This window comes from Paenibacillus radicis (ex Xue et al. 2023), from assembly GCF_024722015.1.
Lineage (GTDB): Bacteria > Bacillota > Bacilli > Paenibacillales > NBRC-103111 > Paenibacillus_S.
Genome location: NZ_JANQBD010000004.1, coordinates 51,491 through 68,309, shown reverse-complemented (window position 1 = coordinate 68,309; position 16,819 = coordinate 51,491). Strand labels below are relative to the sequence as shown.

At 43.9% G+C, this 16,819-nt stretch carries 15 protein-coding genes; 4 read left to right on the top strand and 11 right to left on the bottom strand.

Annotation, left to right across the window (positions count from 1 at the left end; all coding sequences use genetic code 11):
- Nucleotides 1-143 precede the first annotated feature (143 nt).
- Entirely contained in the window at nucleotides 144-902 is a 759-nt protein-coding gene (locus NV381_RS06950) for an HAD family hydrolase (RefSeq protein WP_258212547.1), read from the top strand.
- Here NV381_RS06950 and NV381_RS06945 read toward each other — a convergent pair.
- From NV381_RS06945 to NV381_RS06930, 4 genes are all read right to left on the bottom strand, one after another.
- Nucleotides 878-2,710, bottom strand: a complete 1,833-nt coding sequence (locus tag NV381_RS06945; protein WP_258212546.1) for a GGDEF domain-containing protein — start codon at nucleotides 2,708-2,710, stop codon at nucleotides 878-880. The two genes, NV381_RS06950 and NV381_RS06945, sit on opposite strands and share 25 nt — an antisense overlap.
- A gap of 574 nt (nucleotides 2,711-3,284) precedes the next feature.
- On the bottom strand, nucleotides 3,285-3,707 hold the full coding sequence (arsC, locus tag NV381_RS06940) for an arsenate reductase (thioredoxin) (RefSeq protein ID WP_258212545.1): 423 nt from the start codon (nucleotides 3,705-3,707) through the stop codon (nucleotides 3,285-3,287).
- A 30-nt stretch (nucleotides 3,708-3,737) separates the two neighbouring features.
- A complete protein-coding gene (locus tag NV381_RS06935; protein WP_258212544.1) occupies nucleotides 3,738-5,030 on the bottom strand; it encodes an arsenic transporter in 1,293 nt (430 codons plus the stop codon).
- A gap of 96 nt (nucleotides 5,031-5,126) precedes the next feature.
- The gene (locus tag NV381_RS06930; protein ID WP_258212543.1) at nucleotides 5,127-5,456 is read right to left on the bottom strand and encodes an ArsR/SmtB family transcription factor; all 330 of its coding nucleotides are present in this window, start codon (nucleotides 5,454-5,456) and stop codon (nucleotides 5,127-5,129) included.
- A 668-nt stretch (nucleotides 5,457-6,124) separates the two neighbouring features.
- On the opposite strand from NV381_RS06930, the gene NV381_RS06925 reads away from it, so the two are divergent.
- Together NV381_RS06925 and NV381_RS06920 are read left to right on the top strand one after the other, a co-directional pair.
- Nucleotides 6,125-6,733, top strand: a complete 609-nt coding sequence (locus tag NV381_RS06925) for a TetR/AcrR family transcriptional regulator (protein WP_258212542.1) — start codon at nucleotides 6,125-6,127, stop codon at nucleotides 6,731-6,733.
- A gap of 33 nt (nucleotides 6,734-6,766) precedes the next feature.
- Complete coding sequence (locus tag NV381_RS06920; RefSeq protein WP_258212541.1) at nucleotides 6,767-7,390, top strand: VC0807 family protein; 624 nt, start codon at nucleotides 6,767-6,769, stop codon at nucleotides 7,388-7,390.
- Nucleotides 7,391-7,473: 83 nt separating this feature from the next.
- On the opposite strand, the gene phoU is transcribed toward NV381_RS06920, so the two are convergent.
- The 5 genes from phoU to NV381_RS06895 all read right to left on the bottom strand — a co-directional run bounded on the left by phoU (nucleotide 7,474) and on the right by NV381_RS06895 (nucleotide 11,866).
- Nucleotides 7,474-8,133 (bottom strand): phosphate signaling complex protein PhoU, encoded by a 660-nt coding sequence (gene phoU / locus NV381_RS06915; protein ID WP_258212540.1) that lies wholly within the window; start codon nucleotides 8,131-8,133, stop codon nucleotides 7,474-7,476.
- Between the two features lie 28 nt (nucleotides 8,134-8,161).
- Nucleotides 8,162-8,923: a phosphate ABC transporter ATP-binding protein PstB gene (gene pstB, locus NV381_RS06910; RefSeq protein ID WP_258212539.1), complete on the bottom strand. Its 762-nt coding sequence runs from the start codon at nucleotides 8,921-8,923 to the stop codon at nucleotides 8,162-8,164.
- 2 nt (nucleotides 8,924-8,925) lie between these two features.
- Nucleotides 8,926-9,783, bottom strand: a complete 858-nt coding sequence (pstA, locus tag NV381_RS06905) for a phosphate ABC transporter permease PstA (protein ID WP_258212538.1) — start codon at nucleotides 9,781-9,783, stop codon at nucleotides 8,926-8,928.
- The gene (gene pstC / locus NV381_RS06900) at nucleotides 9,780-10,709 is read right to left on the bottom strand and encodes a phosphate ABC transporter permease subunit PstC (RefSeq protein ID WP_308861685.1); all 930 of its coding nucleotides are present in this window, start codon (nucleotides 10,707-10,709) and stop codon (nucleotides 9,780-9,782) included. The genes pstA and pstC overlap by 4 nt, the downstream gene beginning before the upstream one ends.
- A gap of 245 nt (nucleotides 10,710-10,954) precedes the next feature.
- Nucleotides 10,955-11,866, bottom strand: coding sequence for a phosphate ABC transporter substrate-binding protein (locus NV381_RS06895; RefSeq protein ID WP_258212536.1), 912 nt, complete (start codon nucleotides 11,864-11,866; stop codon nucleotides 10,955-10,957).
- A 243-nt stretch (nucleotides 11,867-12,109) separates the two neighbouring features.
- Here NV381_RS06895 and NV381_RS06890 point away from each other — a divergent pair, with 243 nt between their 5' ends.
- Nucleotides 12,110-14,176, top strand: coding sequence for a methyl-accepting chemotaxis protein (locus NV381_RS06890; RefSeq protein ID WP_258212535.1), 2,067 nt, complete (start codon nucleotides 12,110-12,112; stop codon nucleotides 14,174-14,176).
- A 156-nt stretch (nucleotides 14,177-14,332) separates the two neighbouring features.
- Here the strand turns inward: NV381_RS06890 and NV381_RS06885 are convergent, their stop codons facing one another.
- Entirely contained in the window at nucleotides 14,333-15,637 is a 1,305-nt protein-coding gene (locus NV381_RS06885) for a voltage-gated chloride channel family protein (RefSeq protein WP_258212778.1), read from the bottom strand.
- A 357-nt stretch (nucleotides 15,638-15,994) separates the two neighbouring features.
- Nucleotides 15,995-16,816, bottom strand: coding sequence for an ABC transporter permease (locus NV381_RS06880; protein WP_258212534.1), 822 nt, complete (start codon nucleotides 16,814-16,816; stop codon nucleotides 15,995-15,997).
- Nucleotides 16,817-16,819: the final 3 nt, after the last annotated feature.

The window sequence follows — 16,819 nt, the reverse complement described above, 5'->3', positions numbered from 1 at the left end:
GTTCAGCTCCGCTGAAAACCTACAAAATCTGATATTTTAAAAAAAGCATAAGCTTCTACTCCTGTCCAAGGGGGTGACGCCTCCAGCTTCCGCATAAACATAACTATCAGGTAAAACGCAAGCACGAACGGAGGTAGTCGATCATGAGTATTCAACACCGAACACATGACAAGAAAGCCATTTGCTTCGACGTTAACCAAACCCTTATTTATCAGGGTGTTCATTTTGAGCAGGCATTCCTTACCGTATGGAACGAGTATTCCGCCCGCTGGTCACGAGACGACGAAACCCCGCGGGCTGTTGGACTATGGGAGGCTTATCAAGCTAACTGGCAGCAGCAGAAAAAACTCAGGGGTGTTAAGCTGCAGCTCGATGAATTGCAGCAGAAATGCCTGATGGACGCTCTTAAGGAATTGGAAATCCCAGTGCATCAGCACTTTCCCATCGATTTCTTCCGCATGGTCCGCAATCACCGACTAGCTGCCAAATCGCTTGCTCCGGGTGTAGTGGATACGCTTCGTGAACTCTCACCCAACTTCAAGCTGGCTATTATTAGCAACAGTCCGCGCAGTGAGGTCATTCACCTGCTGGACAGGTTTGGACTTCATCCTTTTTTCCCCAACGAGCGCATCTTTACAGCGGTTAAGCATGCAGACAAGAAGCCTGGTACTCCGCTTTTCAAAACGGCCGTACGCACTTTGGACCTATCTCCGCGGCAAGCGGTTATGGTCGGAAATTCTTGGAAGCACGATGTATGTGGAGCGGTTAAATCCGGTATGGATGCCGTTTGGATACAGCGGCATACCGATGGATCAGCAAAAAAAATTTCCCAGCAAAAGCTCGGGAAACGGAATGTATTCTGTATTCAGCAGATGGATCAGCTGTTAGAGCTGTTTTCGTAGACAATCTCATTAATCTGTTCCTCCGCAATTGAAGGCAATCCTATTCGCTCGCTTACAAATACGCTGCCCAGCTTCGACTTGGACTGCTTCTTGAGCTTAGCCGCCGCCTGCGATATTTCCTCCAGCGTAACGGCTGCTTCATTCTCGCAAACGATAAGAGATAAAGATATCGTAACACCACTCGTATCAATACGGTTGCCGCTGCGATCCTCAACATATGACCAATCGTCGCCTTCATAAAACATTCTTACCCCTTGGTCAAAGCGGCGAATTAGTTCTACACACAGCTTCTCAGGTATATCCGTGGAGGTAAGCGCGATAAAATCATCTCCTCCGATATGACCGACAAAATCAAAAGGCATGCCGCATACGACTATGGATTGCTGAATGACATCTGCCGTATACTGGATCAGCTGATCACCTTTTTGAAACCCGTATCTATCATTAAACCACTTGAAATAATCCAAATCCGCATAAATTACGGAAAATTTTCTCTTCTCCAAGAGACGTTTATTCATTTCCCTGTGAATTTGAATGTTGCCAGGGAGTCCGGTCAACGGGCTAGCTACCTTGGCTGTCTCCATACGAGCGTTTGTTATACATTCCAGAATCGATCTAATGGAAGCGGCGCCCGCCATTCTGCCTTCGCTTGTAATGATCACCAAATCATATAAATTCGTATTTCGCGAGGTCGCCAACTGGGATACGGTTTCAACCGGTGTATTCTTCTCTACGATTAGAGGGTTCGAATCCATAGCCTGATCGATGGTCCGGTTCCAGAATAGAGAGAATCCATACTGACCGGCCAACTGCTGAAATAGCCGTTCCCTCATAATCAAGCCTACTGGAATCTTATCGGATACAACAACAGCTCCAACAGCATTACCGTTTTTCTTGAAATAATTGGCCACCTCAGAAATAAGGGACTTGGAATCAAATTCCTGAATGGGTGCTGTCAGATCGCCAATAGCCCATGTACTGCCAACAGAATCATGAATTTTTCGATGCTGCACAATTTGTTTAACCATTTCGGTATCAACCGACAGCTTTTCCAAGCCTGGCCTTCCTAGCAAGAAGCCTTGTCCATAATGGACGCCCATTCGGGTCAAATGAAGCAGCTCTTCGATACACTCGATTCCCTCGGCAATAACCTCAATATGAAGTTTTTTGGCAAAGGTCACGAAGGTTTCCATTATATATTCCTTAGTTTTATGCAAATGAATGTCTTGGACCAAAGAGCGGTCGACTTTTATAAAATCCGGCTGAAGCTCCGCAATCGCTTGTAAGGAAGAATACCCCGCACCTGCATCATCAATGGCAATGCGATAGCCTTGACTGCGGTAGTGCTCCAGCACCTGCTTGGCCGTGGAGAAATCCTCAATCGAGCTGCGCTCCGTGATTTCAAACACTACATTGCCTGGGGTGAGTCCACGGGCATGCAGCAGTTCCATCGTTTTACCTGAAGCAAACTGCGGATCCTGTAAAATGGCGGCAGGAATGTTGATAAACAGCAGCTCCTGACCTTTGGAAAAAAACGAGCCTCTAATGGCCATTTCACGGGCGAGCCAGTCCAGTGGATATAGCATACCTTCTCTTTCTGCATACTCAAACAATCTTACAGGCGATTGAAAAGGACTATTCTCTGGCCCGCGGGTCAACGCCTCATAACCTGCAATTGCACCGTCTTTCAGGGAAACGATCGGCTGATAAACGGAGTGGATCAATCTATGCTGAAGAATTTGTTGGAATTGCTCCCGGTAAAAAGCACCGTCTTCGCCCATACTTATCATCGATTTGTCAGTCGCCATTTTCATCCCTACTCCAGTAAAATGCTTGATAGTGTTAACTATAGCATAGGAAATTCATCCCAGTGTTAAATGTCCCTATTGCCATTTGTTAAGTTTGTGTAAATGAAAAACAATAAAAACTGCTATTCGATGCCCTCTCAGTGAAGATACATTCGATTCTTAAAGGCAACACCACTGCAATTAATAAAGTGAAGAACAATAACGGAAGCGCTCGTTCCTTTATCACCCGAAAAGCACAAAAAACAGAGAGATACGGGAACAGCTTGTTCCTTTATCAATCTGTTTTTTGTGCTTAGTTCTTCGTTTCACCCAAATAAAGGAATTCCGACTTCCGCTAACATCTAAATCTGAAGGCGGCAGACGGAATAACGGAACTCTTAGCTCCGTCCAAACCCTTCATGGCACATAACAGCTTCGCCGCAAACCAATTATAAGCCCTTTGACGCAGCCTTTCTCCAATAGCTCCACTCCAAAAAACTTTTGCATAAAGCTATCGACTAACTAAATCCGTACAGTTTACAGGACATGCATACGTTTTACCTTTAAAATATCTCCCCTGAAATGCTCGTCTTACTTACTTCCCTTCGTGTAAGAACTGTTCTATTCGTTTTTTGATATCATCACGAACGCTTCTGAAATGTGTCATTATTTCGTCTTCTGTTCCCGTTGCTTTAGCAGGGTCGTCAAATCCCCAATGCCATTTCACCACATTATTATTCGAAATAACTGGACAATGCTCATCCGCATGACCGCACAAAGTAATTACATAATCAGCACGGTTCAAAGTCTCCTGATCAATGACATCAGAGCTATGGCTGCTAATATCGACACCTATCTCCTTCATTACTATAACTGCTCGTGGATTCAGTCCGTGTGCTTCAAGTCCTGCGCTTTTTACTTCATAACGATCTGAGCCTAATGCCCGAAAAAATCCATCCGCCATCTGGCTGCGGCAGGAGTTGCCTGTACACAAAAAATAAATCAGTGGTTTGTTCATGTAATTCCCTCTTTTCATTTCATAATGAATTTATGAGATTAACCGCAGCCACAAGTACAACCCGGTTAACGTAATAAAAAGCGTCGGCACCGTCAAGACGATCCCTATTTTAAAATAATAGCCCCATGTAATGTTCACCCCTTTGCGGGATAAGACATGAAGCCACAGTAAAGTGGCCAACGAGCCTATTGGAGTCATTTTGGGGCCCAAATCCGAGCCAATGACATTCGCGTAAATCAGTGCTTCACGAATGGCGCCATTCGTTTGTGTGCCCTTAATTGCTAAAGCATCAATCATCACGGTGGGCAAATTGTTCATAACTGAAGATAGGATCGCTGCGATGAATCCCATGCCTAGCGTTGAAGCATACAGACCGAAGCCCGCCATAATTTGTATGACCTCGCCCAGCTTATCTGTAAGACCCACGTTCTGCAAACCATATACAACCACATACATGCCTATAGAAAACACAACGATTGCCCAAGGTGTATTCTTGATGACCTGTTTCGTTTCGATAACCTCACTTTTTCTCGCCATTATAATGAAACTAAAAGCCGCTGCACCTGCAATGAGGGATACCGGTATTGAAATAAACTCGCTTAAGACATATGCGATTAATAGAATGGCTAAAATGAACCAGGACATTTTAAACAGCTTGAGGTCTTTAATTGCTTCAGCCGGCTTCTTCAACTGCTCCATATCATAGTTTTTGAGAATTTTTTTACGAAACAAAAGATACAACACCAGGATACTGGCAGCTAGCGAAAATAAACTGGGCACAATCATTCGGCTCGCGTATTCCACAAATCCAATTCCAAAATAGTCTGCCGAAACGATATTCACTAAATTACTGATAACGAACGGAAGCGAGGTTGTATCCGCTATAAAACCGCTAGCCATTATAAAAGGCAGAACCATACGCTGCTCAAATTTAAGTGCCTGAACCATCGCCAAAACAATTGGGGTTAAAATCAGAGCTGCTCCATCATTAGCGAACAAGGCCGCTACAACGGCACCGAGCAGAATGACATAAATAAACATTAACAAGCCATTCCCCTTAGCTATTCGCGCCATATGTAACGCTGCCCATTCAAACACACCAATTTCATCTAAAATAAGCGAAATGAGAATGATACCTACAAAAGTTAGAGTAGCATTCCACACGATGGAGGTAACAAGCCAAACATCACTGAAACTTACAACCCCAAATATTAATGCCAATACGGCGCCGCCCATGGCAGACCACCCAATATTCAAACCCTTAGGCTGCCAAATTACAAATACCAACGTGATGAGAAAAATAATGCAAGCTGCGTAAAGCATAAGACCTCCCGAAAATCTTGAAGTAAGCAAAAACTGGATTCGTTAACATCCACACTGTGTTTCGCATTAGCGAAACATTCAACATCAGTCCTCCGTTTAATTACAGCATTCATTATCTTTGCAAGTCAGTTTCCCTAGCGTGTCCTGCTGTGAAGGAAGATGAGCCAGCAGCTCAGCCATATAAGGTTTATCTTGAACGGATAGTGAGTAATACACCCACTGCCCCCTCTTGCTTTCCCTAACAAGTCCGCCATCCTTCAGCTTTCGCATATGCTGGCTAATATTAGGTTGGCTGGTTTGCAATACATCGACAATTTCACATACACATAGCTCCTTCTCAATTAACAAAGAGATAATAGTAAGTCTTGTCTTATCCCCCAGCAGCTTCAGCACGTTAGCCATCTGTTCAATTTCAACTACACTCATGAGGTTCTCTCCTTTCTATACCTGCTTACAAGAGCATTTCAAACGCCTTGCATTTCATATACATTATTATATAACTACTTACTTATATACTAAAGTTGAGGTTTTGTAAATATTAATTCTAATAATTTAGGCTCAAAACCGAAGTCAGCGCTCGACGAAGTCATTCGATTTCGTCACCATGTCCAGCCTAGCCCTAGACAAAACTTAAAAACGATAGTGACAGCGCACACGACTTTATTCCAATTTATTCGATTCGAAACTATTGCCTTCTCCCAAAAACCTGCATCTATACAGTCTTTGTGCCGGTAAATCCGAAGTCTTATTGAATTCATGCAAATGTGCATTTATTTTTTCATTCTTAGCTTAATCGGAGCGTTTTCCATGAAAATGGATGTACTTTTGCAGGTTTGTTCTCTCTACAGCAATTTCGGTAGGAAAATAACTGCGTTTTTGCAGGATTTTGTGAGGGCTTGTGGGTGGATGATTGTGAGGACTTGTGGCTGGATGATTGTGAGCACTTATAGCGAGCAGAGGGTCAAGTACTGATTTTAAGGTTGAGCCATATTTTATATAAAGTTTACCGCTACCGCCTCTTGACAGACCGCCAGTCGGTTTGTATACTAAAGGAAAGTAATACAGACCGCCGGTCGGTATGGAGTAAAGAAGGGATGATGAGGATTATCGATTCAAACAATACCAATCCGAGTTTACTGCTGCTGCTTGCAGCCGCAGAAGAGCTGATTCGTGAAAAAGGCTGCCGCGCTACTACTTTGCAAGATATTATTAATAAAACGGGACTCTCCAAAGGAGCCATTTATCATTACGTTTCCAGCAAGGATGAGCTGTTCGGACTCATTCTTCAATCCAAAGTCAAAGCCATGAACGATAGCTTCCAAGAAGCCATAGCGCGAGCCATGAAAAGCAACGATTCCAATGCCCCCTTTCTTGCTGTAGCCCAGGGACTACATGAATCCAGCAAAGAAAGCAGCGCATACAACAGCATTTTTATCTACCTGCTCAGTCAAAAGGAAAACCCTGCAATCGCTAAAATATTAGCGCAGCTGCAGCAGTACTCCAGAGAGACTACAATCCAATGGATTAAATCGGGTCAGCAGGAGAAGGCTATTCCCCATTCCGTCGATCCGGCTAAAATGGCAGATCTATTCCTTATATTTACCTACGGCTTACGCGTCCAAAATTTAATAGCCCCCACGTCTACAGCTATAGATTCTGCATATTTATACCATATGATCATGACTACCTTAAAACAACAATAACCGAGTTTATAACAACTCAGCTGGAGGAAACCTATGTCCCCATTGATTCGCGGATTACTGTTCACGATCCTTATTAACGGCGCCGCTCCTTTCATTGTCTACTTAATTCTTGAGCCTCATATGTCCGGCTTTGCCGCCCTATCGATAGCTACTGTCATACCTATGTGTGATAATCTGATGCATCTGATACGCCATAAGAAAATGGATGTATTCGCCGCCATTATGCTCTTCACCTTCCTGCTTGGAATCGGCTTGATAGCCATGGGCGGCGATGAAAAGCTGCTGCTGATTCGAGAATCATTCATCACCGCAGCGGTAGGTCTTCTGTTTATAATCTCCTTGTTATTCCCTAGACCCCTTATTTTTCATCTGGCCATGAGGTTTAATGTGAAAAAAGATCCCCAAGCCCAACAAGCTTTTGCAGCAAGATGGAATTTTGCTTACTTTCGCTATGTTTTGAGGCTGATGACACTCGTTTGGGGATTTATTTTGCTCGCAGAAGCAGCCGTGAGAGTAATATTGGTTTACGAGCTAACGACCGCACAATTCTTAATTGTTTCGAATTTTGTATTTTATGGGTTCATCGGCGCAGCTATATTGTGGACGGTAGCATACCGTAAACATTCCAGCAAGCGGCTTGCTGATATTATTCGATAAGAAAAGCTTCTATTCGAAGCCTCTCGATGAAGATACATTCTTGTCTTAGCGGCAAAAAGAGCCGGTTTCCCGGCTCTTTTCTTTTAAATATTCAAATCCTTGCGCTTGCCCGTTACCATATAGATGACGCCCTCACCAATATTAGTTGCATGATCCGCCACCCGCTCCAGATAATGCGCTACAAACATGAGATGAGACAGCTGTCTGTTCCGAATAAGATCTTGGCTCATTAAGCCGATGATTTCCGTCATAAGAATACTGTAAAGCTTATCTACCTCGTCATCCTTCTCAGCCAAAGCTGCTGCACGATGTATATCGCCTTCAGTAAATGCCAGCAAGCTTTCATGAAGCATGTTTTTGACAAGCAGAGCCATTCTCGGTATATCCTCAAGCGGCTTGATCAATTCTTCGCCTGACAGGCGAATCGTAATTTTTGCAATATCAACCGCATGATCTCCAATACGCTCCAAATCCGTGGCAATCTTTAATGCCATACCGATTAATCTTAGATCACTAGCCATTGGCTGCTGCAATGCAATCAAACGCAGGCAGCTCTCCTCAACGCCTAACATCAACTCATCGATAACATCATCCTTGGCCACGATCTCTCTGGCAAGCCCTTCATCCAATGAAGACAATGATTCGACAGCCTTGGATATGGACTCTTCTACAAGCCCTCCCATGCGCAGCAGCGCTTTCTTCAGTTCATCAACGGATTGATGAAAAATAATTCTGGTATCCATATATACACCCTTTCTATTGACCTGTTTATTATCCGAAACGTCCCGTAATATAATCTTCCGTTCTTTGATCTGTTGGGGCTGTGAAAATTTTATCCGTTTGGTCGGATTCAATTAATTCTCCATTCAGGAAAAAGGAAGTATAGTCCGAAATTCTGGCTGCCTGCTGCATATTGTGCGTTACAATAATAATCGTGTATTTTTCTTTTAACGTTTGTGTAAGCTCCTCGACCTTCAATGTGGAGATAGGATCCAACGCAGAGGTAGGCTCATCCATCAAGAGAACATCAGGCTCTACCGCCAACAGGCGAGCGATGCATAAACGCTGCTGCTGACCGCCGGACAGTCCCAAGGCAGATTTATTCAAACGATCCTTAACCTCATCCCATAAAGCAGCTTGCTTCAAGCTCTTTTCCACAATTTCATCCAGCATCGCTTTTTTCTTGATCCCATGAATTCGAGGACCATAAGCAATATTGTCATAAATACTCATTGGAAACGGATTAGGACGCTGAAACACCATGCCGACTTTTTTGCGGAGCGAAACGACATCCGTCTCTTGATCATAAATATTTTGACCATCCACATAAATTTTACCGTCAATCTTAACAATATCAATAAGATCATTCATACGGTTTAACGTTCTCAGAAAGGTCGATTTTCCGCAGCCCGAAGGGCCAATTAACGCCACGATAGAATGATTCCTGATCTCCAAGCCAATATTAATTAACGCTTGATTGTCACCGTAGTACAAATTAAGCTTCTCTACTTTAATCTTATGTTTTTCTATCATGATTATTTCCCCCCGGTCAGTCTTTTTTGCAGCATTCGGCTAGGAATACCAATTAACAAGTTAAAGATTAGAACGACGATCAGGAGAAGCGCGGCGCTTCCTTGAGCAATTTTTTTGGCATCAGGAACAATAGCTTCAGACTGTACGTACCACAGATGAGTAGCCAAAGTTTCTCCCATCGCCAGAGGATTCCAATCCGGAAAATACCTGGAAACGGACAAACCGGCTGTATATATCAAAATAGCGGATTCCCCTAGAGCCCGTCCTGCAACCAGTGTTATACCGGTAATTAAGGTAGGCAATGCTGCTGGCAAGAGCACCTTACGTATCGCCTGCCAGCGGGTTGAGCCAAGCGCCAGCGAGGCTTCCCAGTACGAATCCGGCACTGAGCGCAAAGATTCCTCTGTAACCCTCACCAGGACAGGCAAATTCAGCAAGGATAAGGTTGCAGCTCCGCCAATGATAGAAAATTTCAGCCCCATCAGGTTTACAAACAATAGAAAACCGAACAAACCAAATACGATGGACGGAACTGAGGATAAGGCTTCTACAGAGATACGGATGAAATCAGTAAAACGATTTTGTTTAGCATAAATAGTTAAGTATACGCCTGATCCAATTCCGATTGGAACGGAAAATAGCAAGGATAGGAATAAAATATAGAAGGAGTTAAATAGCATCGGTCCAACGCCGCCGCCTGCCACTATTTCCTGCGGCTTACCTGTAATGAAATTCCAGGATAGCTGTGGAAGCCCATCACCCAATATCCGAATCAAGAACCACGCTAACAGCAATATAATAACGATGCCGACCGCCCAAAAATATAGGGTAGCAATGCGATCCGTACTTTTACTTGTCACTTCACTTCACTCCTCTTGGAAACAATTCGAATCGCTAGAATCATAGTCAATGAAATCAACAGAAGCACTAACGCCATTAAGTACAAGGAGTTATTCCAGGCTGTTCCATAGTTTGTATTCCCCATATCCTTAACAATCGCTGTCGTAAGCACAGTGGTCGATTCCAATAACGATCCTGGCATTTGCGGAGAGTTACCAATAACCATAAACACCGCCATTGTTTCACCGATTGCTCTGCCCATCCCCAGAATGATGCCTGTTATAATTCCCGGCCGTGCGGCTGGAACAAGCACCCTCCAGATCGTTTGCCAGCGTGTCGCTCCAAGCGCTAATGAAGCTTCCTCCAAGCGGCCAGGCAAAGCACGAATCGCATCCTCTGAAATGGATAATATGGTTGGCAATATCATAATGGCCAAAATGATAGCAGCCGGCAAAATTCCATAACCGATAGTTCCTGTCATCTTAGCCAAAGCAGGTACAATGACAGTCAAACCAATTAAGCCATATACAACAGATGGAATTCCTACGAACAAATCAGTTGCAGGCCTCATGATTTCGCGCACCCAATTAGGAGCGATTTTTGCCATGAAAACAGCACCTGATAATGCCAATGGCACGGAAAGTACAATAGATAAGAGCGTGAGCAGCAGCGTGCTGTATAGAAACGCGAAGATACCAAATTCACCCTTGGTAGGTGTCCATTCTGTAGAAAAGAAAAATGTCCATGGTGATACATCACTGAATGTTTTAACGCCTTGAATCCCTACGAAAGAAATGATGGAGAAAATAATTGCCGATACCATAATCGCGCTGCTGACAAAAATCCACTTCATCACTTGATCCGTACGGTTTTGCCTTTTAGTCCATAGGCTTACCTTTTTATTAACCTTTTCTCTTTCAGTGAGTTTATCAGCAAAAGAATTCACAACCATTGCCCCCTTATTGTAATCAACTGAATCACGATAAATTACGACCGCGCTCAGCTGCGTTATAAATCGAAGTTCACTTACTTGCTTTATTCATCATAGTGGACGATTGTAAACACCATACAAATGAATTGTTAAGGGAATGTAAAATTTACTCAAAAGATGACATTTTCCATTTTTTCGCTATGTACATACAAAAAAAGACACGGTTATATAAACCATGCCTTTGCAGTGCAATGCTTCTATTACTTTTTCAATAGATTTGCAGGTAAGAATTTAAGCTCTTCTACTCTTTTACCTTGGAAATCAGCACTTGTTACATAATCAAGGAATGCTTTAACCGCATCTTTTGCCTCGCCTTTTGTATACATATGCTCAACACCGTACAATGGATATTTACCGTCTTTAATTGTATCTTTGCTGAAAGCAACGCCTTCGAATTTCAAAGCTTTAATAGTGTCGTTCAGGTAAGGTGTATCTACATAACCAACAGAACCTTTAGTTGAACCAACTGTAGTTGCAACTGCACCGCTGGACTCTTGAGTAACGCCGTCTTTAGTAAATTCTTTACCATCAAGAACGATTTGTTTAACTAATGCTTTAGAGCCTGAGCTATCAGGACGGTGAACAACAACAATTTTCTCGTCATTGCCGCCAACTTCTTTCCAGTTAGTGATTTTGCCCATGAAAATATCAGCAGCCTGAGCTTTAGTAAGGTTATCGATATTTACATCTTTATTAACAATCAATGCGAAAGGAGCGATAGCCGCAACGTGGTCAACCAAGCCTTTGTCTTTATATTCAGGACCCGCTTCAATGTCGGAGTTACCAATATCGGAAGTACCGTCAGCTACGTTTTTCAAGCCTGTGCCTGAACCGCCTGCAGTTACATTCACAGTTACTTTAGGATTTTTCTCCATAAACTCAGTAGCTGCTTGTTTAACTAATGGAAGTAGCGCGCTGGAACCAGAAGCTGTTACTGTACCGCTAATTTCTTTAGCTGGCTCAGGCTTCTTATCAGGTGTTGCTGCCGGTGCTGGTGCTGCTGGTGTTTTCGTATCAGGTGCTGCTGTGGTTCCGCAAGCTGCAAGGACCCCCATCATTAAAATCGCCATAAGTACAAAACCGAACCCTTTTTTCGAAAACTGCTTCAACATCTCTGTATGTCCTCCCTTTAACCTTCTGTTTTTTGTTTACTTGGTTATCTTATCAAGCGATTGTAAAGTATGAACCCACAAAACGTTAACGGAATGTAAAACTTTTAATCTGTCGGATTTTAACTCTTCTTTTACAAAAAACAGACTCAGGTTTAATAAACCTTCCATATAATGAGAGAAATAAAGAGAAAAAAGTAGATTCTTGTCTCATCTAAATTTATGAGAAGGATGGAGGGGTTTTAATTGAAACAAACAATGAACACACTATTAAGGAAGATGTCCAAAAGACCCAGCATGACATTGAGGATGAAGCTTTTGCTTGGTTTTTCCGGTATGCTGATCCTCTTTCTGGCTGTAGCCTTGTACAACTTACAGCAAGTGCACGATATTAAAGAGCATCTGAATCAGCAAAACGATAAGGTAGAGCTCAAGCTAATGGCTTTGGAACTCAAGGAAATGGTACAGGAGCTTAATATCATCGCCTCTGGCTTGGAGATTTCCAAAAAAATTGAATACATACCTAAATATAATGAAAAAAGAAAAATTTACGACGGGATGATCAAACGAATTGGTGAAACAGCAACGACACCCGAGCAAGCCAAGTGGCGCAGCAAGCTAATCTCACTAACCGGTGACTACACGAATACTTTCGATGTTGCAGCTAAATTGATTCAAGAAAACAACCTGCCTCCCAAAGATTTGGACACCAATATGGAGTATTTATATAACGAATCGCAAAAGCTAATGGGAGACATCTTCATTAATGTAGATCAATTTTACGTGGCCTACTCCCATGACGCAGAGCTCGCAGTGGCCAGCACACAAGACTTATTGAATAGCACGGTAACGGTCATGCTGATTGCTTCTGTATTTGTTATCTTTTTCTCAATTGCGATTGCTTTACTGTTGATCCGTTCCTTCATCTCTCCTATTAAAAGATTGCAGCAGGCGGTACAGTCAATTGCAGCTGGTGATTTGAGGTTTAAAATCAACAGCAGCTCCAAAGATGAATTAGGAGCGCTCAGCAGCAGCTTCGATCAGATGATTGATCAAGTCCGCAGCATGCTCGCTAACACGCAAGGCATTGCCTCCTACTTGTCTGAGCATTCCAACACATTCCGCAGCTTCTCAGGTTCAACTGCCGCGGCTAATGCAGACATCCTCCGTGCCATTAAAGAAATCTCGAATGGTGCTGACCAGCAGGCTTCACAATCGGAACAAAGCTCTTATATCATCGCGGAGTTGGAGCAAGAAATCATAATCATTTCCGAATTTATTCAAATCGTACAGAACCGCAGTCGTGAAGCAGCCTTCAACACTCATGCCGGTTCGACTTCTATGGAAGCATTGAAGCTAGCCTCCGGAACGTCAGAGGCCATCCTTGAGAAAGTATATCGCGCTATGGAAGGCCTTTCGTCCAGTACTACTCAAATTAATAAAATCGTAAATACAATAAGCGATATATCGCATCAGACTAACGTGCTCGCTATTAATGCAGCTATAGAAGCAGCGCGTGCTGGCGTTCATGGCCGAGGCTTCTCCGTCATTGCTGAAGAAGTAAGACATTTGTCTGCACAAACCAATGAATCATCCAAGATGATTTCTTCCATTATCAGCTCACTTTTAGCGCAAACCAAGGATTTGGAATCTTATTTTGGCGATGCAAGAAAGTCATTTGATCAACAAAACAGCAAGATGGGTGAAAGTATGGAAGCTTTCGGACAAATCCGTGGTTCGATGGACGAGCTATCCGTTCAAATCGACCATATTCAACAGCAGATCACGCAAGCAAAGTCGAAGAACGGCCAGCTTGTTGAATCTGTGCAATATGTGGCTGCTATCGCTCAGGAGACGGCTGCTGGAGTGGAAGAGGTTAGCGCAGCAGCCTCCCAGCAGGATAGCGCCATTCACCAAATCGCCGCCCAAGCCGACGATATCCTTATGTTATCGCAGAAGCTGTTCGAGGAGATTAATAAATTCCAAATTGGTGACTTGGACGAAATGAGTTCGGATCCTATAAATACGGAACATATTAATGAGGATAACAAATCGATCCTGGAAGGCATATCTTCACAAGAGGGTAAAATAGAGAGTGAAATACTGGAGCATGCAGATACCCCTCGCCTAACTGCTGAAAAAGATCCGTCCATGCTCCAGGAAGCTGAGCAGAAGCTTGAATCCTCTGTGAAAGCCCCGATTGAGCATTCGAAGGAACTTAAAACAGCGCCCGGAGACAGCTCGGACAAAAAGTCTGAAGCTGAGGCTAAAAAAGAGGATAGCGAAGAAAAGAAGCTGATCACGGTAGGGTAAAGTAAGGATGAGGAAAAGCTCAATACATACTGAGAATTTTCTGCCGCCTGAAAGGTAGTTCTTAAGGATCACACGCTGACTTCCAGCATATGAAAATAAGCACAATCAGACCGCCTTGCGGAAGCTGACTGTGCTTATTTTCATTAGTTCACTGCTTTATTTCTTCTTTTTCAATGAACCAAGGGTCATGTTTTCTGGAAAGTCGAAGCCGCGGCTCTTGGATACTCCCAGTCTTTGGGAAGTATAAATTCCGGTATGTCCCGAGAATAAGTAGCTGACGATACAGGCGAGGAACATATAGATGGCACCCTCTGAGCCGAACAGCTCAATACCAAGCACAAAACAGGCAAGTGGTGTATTCGTCGCCCCACAAAAGACCCCAATTAACCCAAGAGCAGCGAGAAACGGCATATATAGCCCCAGCATTGGCGCCAAGGCATTGCCCAATGTTGCCCCAATAACAAACAGCGGTGTGACTTCGCCCCCCTGAAACCCTGTACCTAATGTAATTGCTGTAAAAATCAGCTTCCCTAGAAAAGCGAAAGTTGTTACTGTTCCTTCAAAAGATTCCTTAAGCAGCGGCAGCCCCAAGCCAAGATAGTCTCTCGTGCCAATCGAATAGGTCAGGATGATAATGATACAACCTCCGATAAAGCTTTTGGCAACCGGATTGTGAATAACACCCGTAAACCATTGCTTTAGTTTATGAGTCAACTCGCTGAAGCATAAACTGACCAAGCCGAATACAATCGATGCTGCCGTTACCTTCAGCAGCACCCCTGCAGTTAGCTCAGGAACTGGCCCCATCACATAATGCATATGCTTGATTCCCCATGCGGTCGTAACACTGTTCGCAACAAGGCTTGCGATGAAGCAAGGCAGCAGAGCCTCGTAGCGGATAAGGCCGATGGCTAACACTTCCAGGCCGAAGACTGTACCGGCGAGCGGCGTGCCGAACACGGAGCCAAACCCGGCGCTAATGCCGCACATTAGCAGGATTTTACGATCAATGGGACCGATGCGGATGAGCTTTCCGAGCCATTCAGACAGGCTTGCCCCCATCTGTACCGCGGTCCCCTCACGACCTGCCGAGCCGCCGAATAAATGCGTCAGCACCGTGCCACCCAACACAAGCGGAGCCATACGAAACGGAATGGTCTCACTTCCGTGATGGATTTGCTCCAGAATGAGGTTATTTCCTTTTGAGCTGCTTTTGCCGTATTTCCAATATACCCAGCTCACTAAGGCACCACCTAGCGGGAGCAAATACAGCAGCCAAGGATCATTCATTCTTGCTTCCGTTGCCGCATCCAGGCAATATAGGAATAACGCCGATGCGGATCCGGCTAATAATCCGACCACACTCCCTATTAGTGCCCATTGCAGTAAATACTTCACTATATTCAAATGCAGCTTGCTATCTGCTGACAACATTTTCACCCATTTCCATATCTGCTGCATCATTCACCTATTCCGCTCCCCATTCTTTGTTCCCAATAATGATACCGTTATGGAAAAAAAGGCGCAATAGGAGCCGGTATGAAAAGCTGCTATTCGTCTGGTCATATTCCGGATACCAATGAGTCGAAGCATTAGCGGACGTGTTCGTTCCACTATAACTTGGAAAGCACAAAAAACAGAGAGATACCGGAGAACTAATTCCGTTATCTCTCTGTTTTCTGCATAGTATTCATCATTGGCCTGCATAACGGAATTTCAGTTCCGTTCAGGACATTAAGAGTACATAGCTACTTCCCCGCTAACTGAATATAAAGAGGAACCCACCTGATGTTTTAATACTTAAAAATCTCAACAATTTTAACCAGCAACGCTCGAATAGCGCCTAAGTCCCGCAGACCACAGCCAATAAGCAAGCGTCATTACTACTACTGCCGTAGCAGGCACTCCCCAAGCTGCCCACTCATACTGATGGGAACGGAGCAGGAAAGCTGCCGGGAAAAAGCTGCCGAGTGCGTAAGGAATCACATAGGTCAATAATACCCGCAGCACCGGATGAAAGATTTCTAGCGGATACCGCGTAAAATCATACAACCAGTTGATAGGATAAATGAGCGACCGAATTTCAAGAACCCAGAAGGTCAATACACTAATCGTCAGCAATATGGCGAATTGAATGACTGCGCTGCTGAACAGGGCTATAACGGCATACAGCAGCGACCATACCGTCCAGTCCATCTCCAGGTGTCCTGCCGAATAGATCATAATAGCGATTCCCGTTACCAATTGCCCTACTCCATTCAATTCCTGTGAATTGCCTATCGCTTGAAATAGTGCCCCTACAGGACGGACCATCATCACATCCATCTGCCCTCTGCGAATTAAACCTGTCAGTGAAAACGGCGCATTGAACAAAGCTTGATTCAGCGCCTTGGCTGTCGCCGCGAGACCGAATATAAACACCATCTCATAGAAGCTCCAATCCGCCAGCTTGGGGATACGTTGAAAAATAACGGTTAAAAACAATAATGTACTTCCTTGCGCGACAATCCCAGCTGCTATGGCAATCATCGTGTCGGCACGATATTCGATTAACGTTTTTACGTATACTTTTAAATATTGTCCATACAAACCAATCAAGTACATCATCTGCTGAAACATATTCCGTCTTGGCGCTAACACAAG

Excerpts from the sequence above, each read along its gene's own strand:
- NV381_RS06945 (WP_258212546.1), bottom strand. The coding sequence starts at position 2,710 with ATGGCGACTGACAAATCGATGATAAGTATGGGCGAAGACGGTGCTTTT.
- NV381_RS06885 (WP_258212778.1), bottom strand. The coding sequence starts at position 15,637 with ATGCAGCAGATATGGAAATGGGTGAAAATGTTGTCAGCAGATAGCAAG.
- phoU (WP_258212540.1), bottom strand. The coding sequence starts at position 8,133 with ATGGATACCAGAATTATTTTTCATCAATCCGTTGATGAACTGAAGAAA.
- NV381_RS06925 (WP_258212542.1), top strand. The coding sequence starts at position 6,125 with ATGATGAGGATTATCGATTCAAACAATACCAATCCGAGTTTACTGCTG.
- arsC (WP_258212545.1), bottom strand. The coding sequence starts at position 3,707 with ATGAACAAACCACTGATTTATTTTTTGTGTACAGGCAACTCCTGCCGC.
- NV381_RS06950 (WP_258212547.1), top strand. The coding sequence starts at position 144 with ATGAGTATTCAACACCGAACACATGACAAGAAAGCCATTTGCTTCGAC.
- NV381_RS06930 (WP_258212543.1), bottom strand. The coding sequence starts at position 5,456 with ATGAGTGTAGTTGAAATTGAACAGATGGCTAACGTGCTGAAGCTGCTG.
- pstB (WP_258212539.1), bottom strand. The coding sequence starts at position 8,923 with ATGATAGAAAAACATAAGATTAAAGTAGAGAAGCTTAATTTGTACTAC.
- NV381_RS06935 (WP_258212544.1), bottom strand. The coding sequence starts at position 5,030 with ATGCTTTACGCAGCTTGCATTATTTTTCTCATCACGTTGGTATTTGTA.
- NV381_RS06920 (WP_258212541.1), top strand. The coding sequence starts at position 6,767 with ATGTCCCCATTGATTCGCGGATTACTGTTCACGATCCTTATTAACGGC.
- NV381_RS06895 (WP_258212536.1), bottom strand. The coding sequence starts at position 11,866 with ATGTTGAAGCAGTTTTCGAAAAAAGGGTTCGGTTTTGTACTTATGGCG.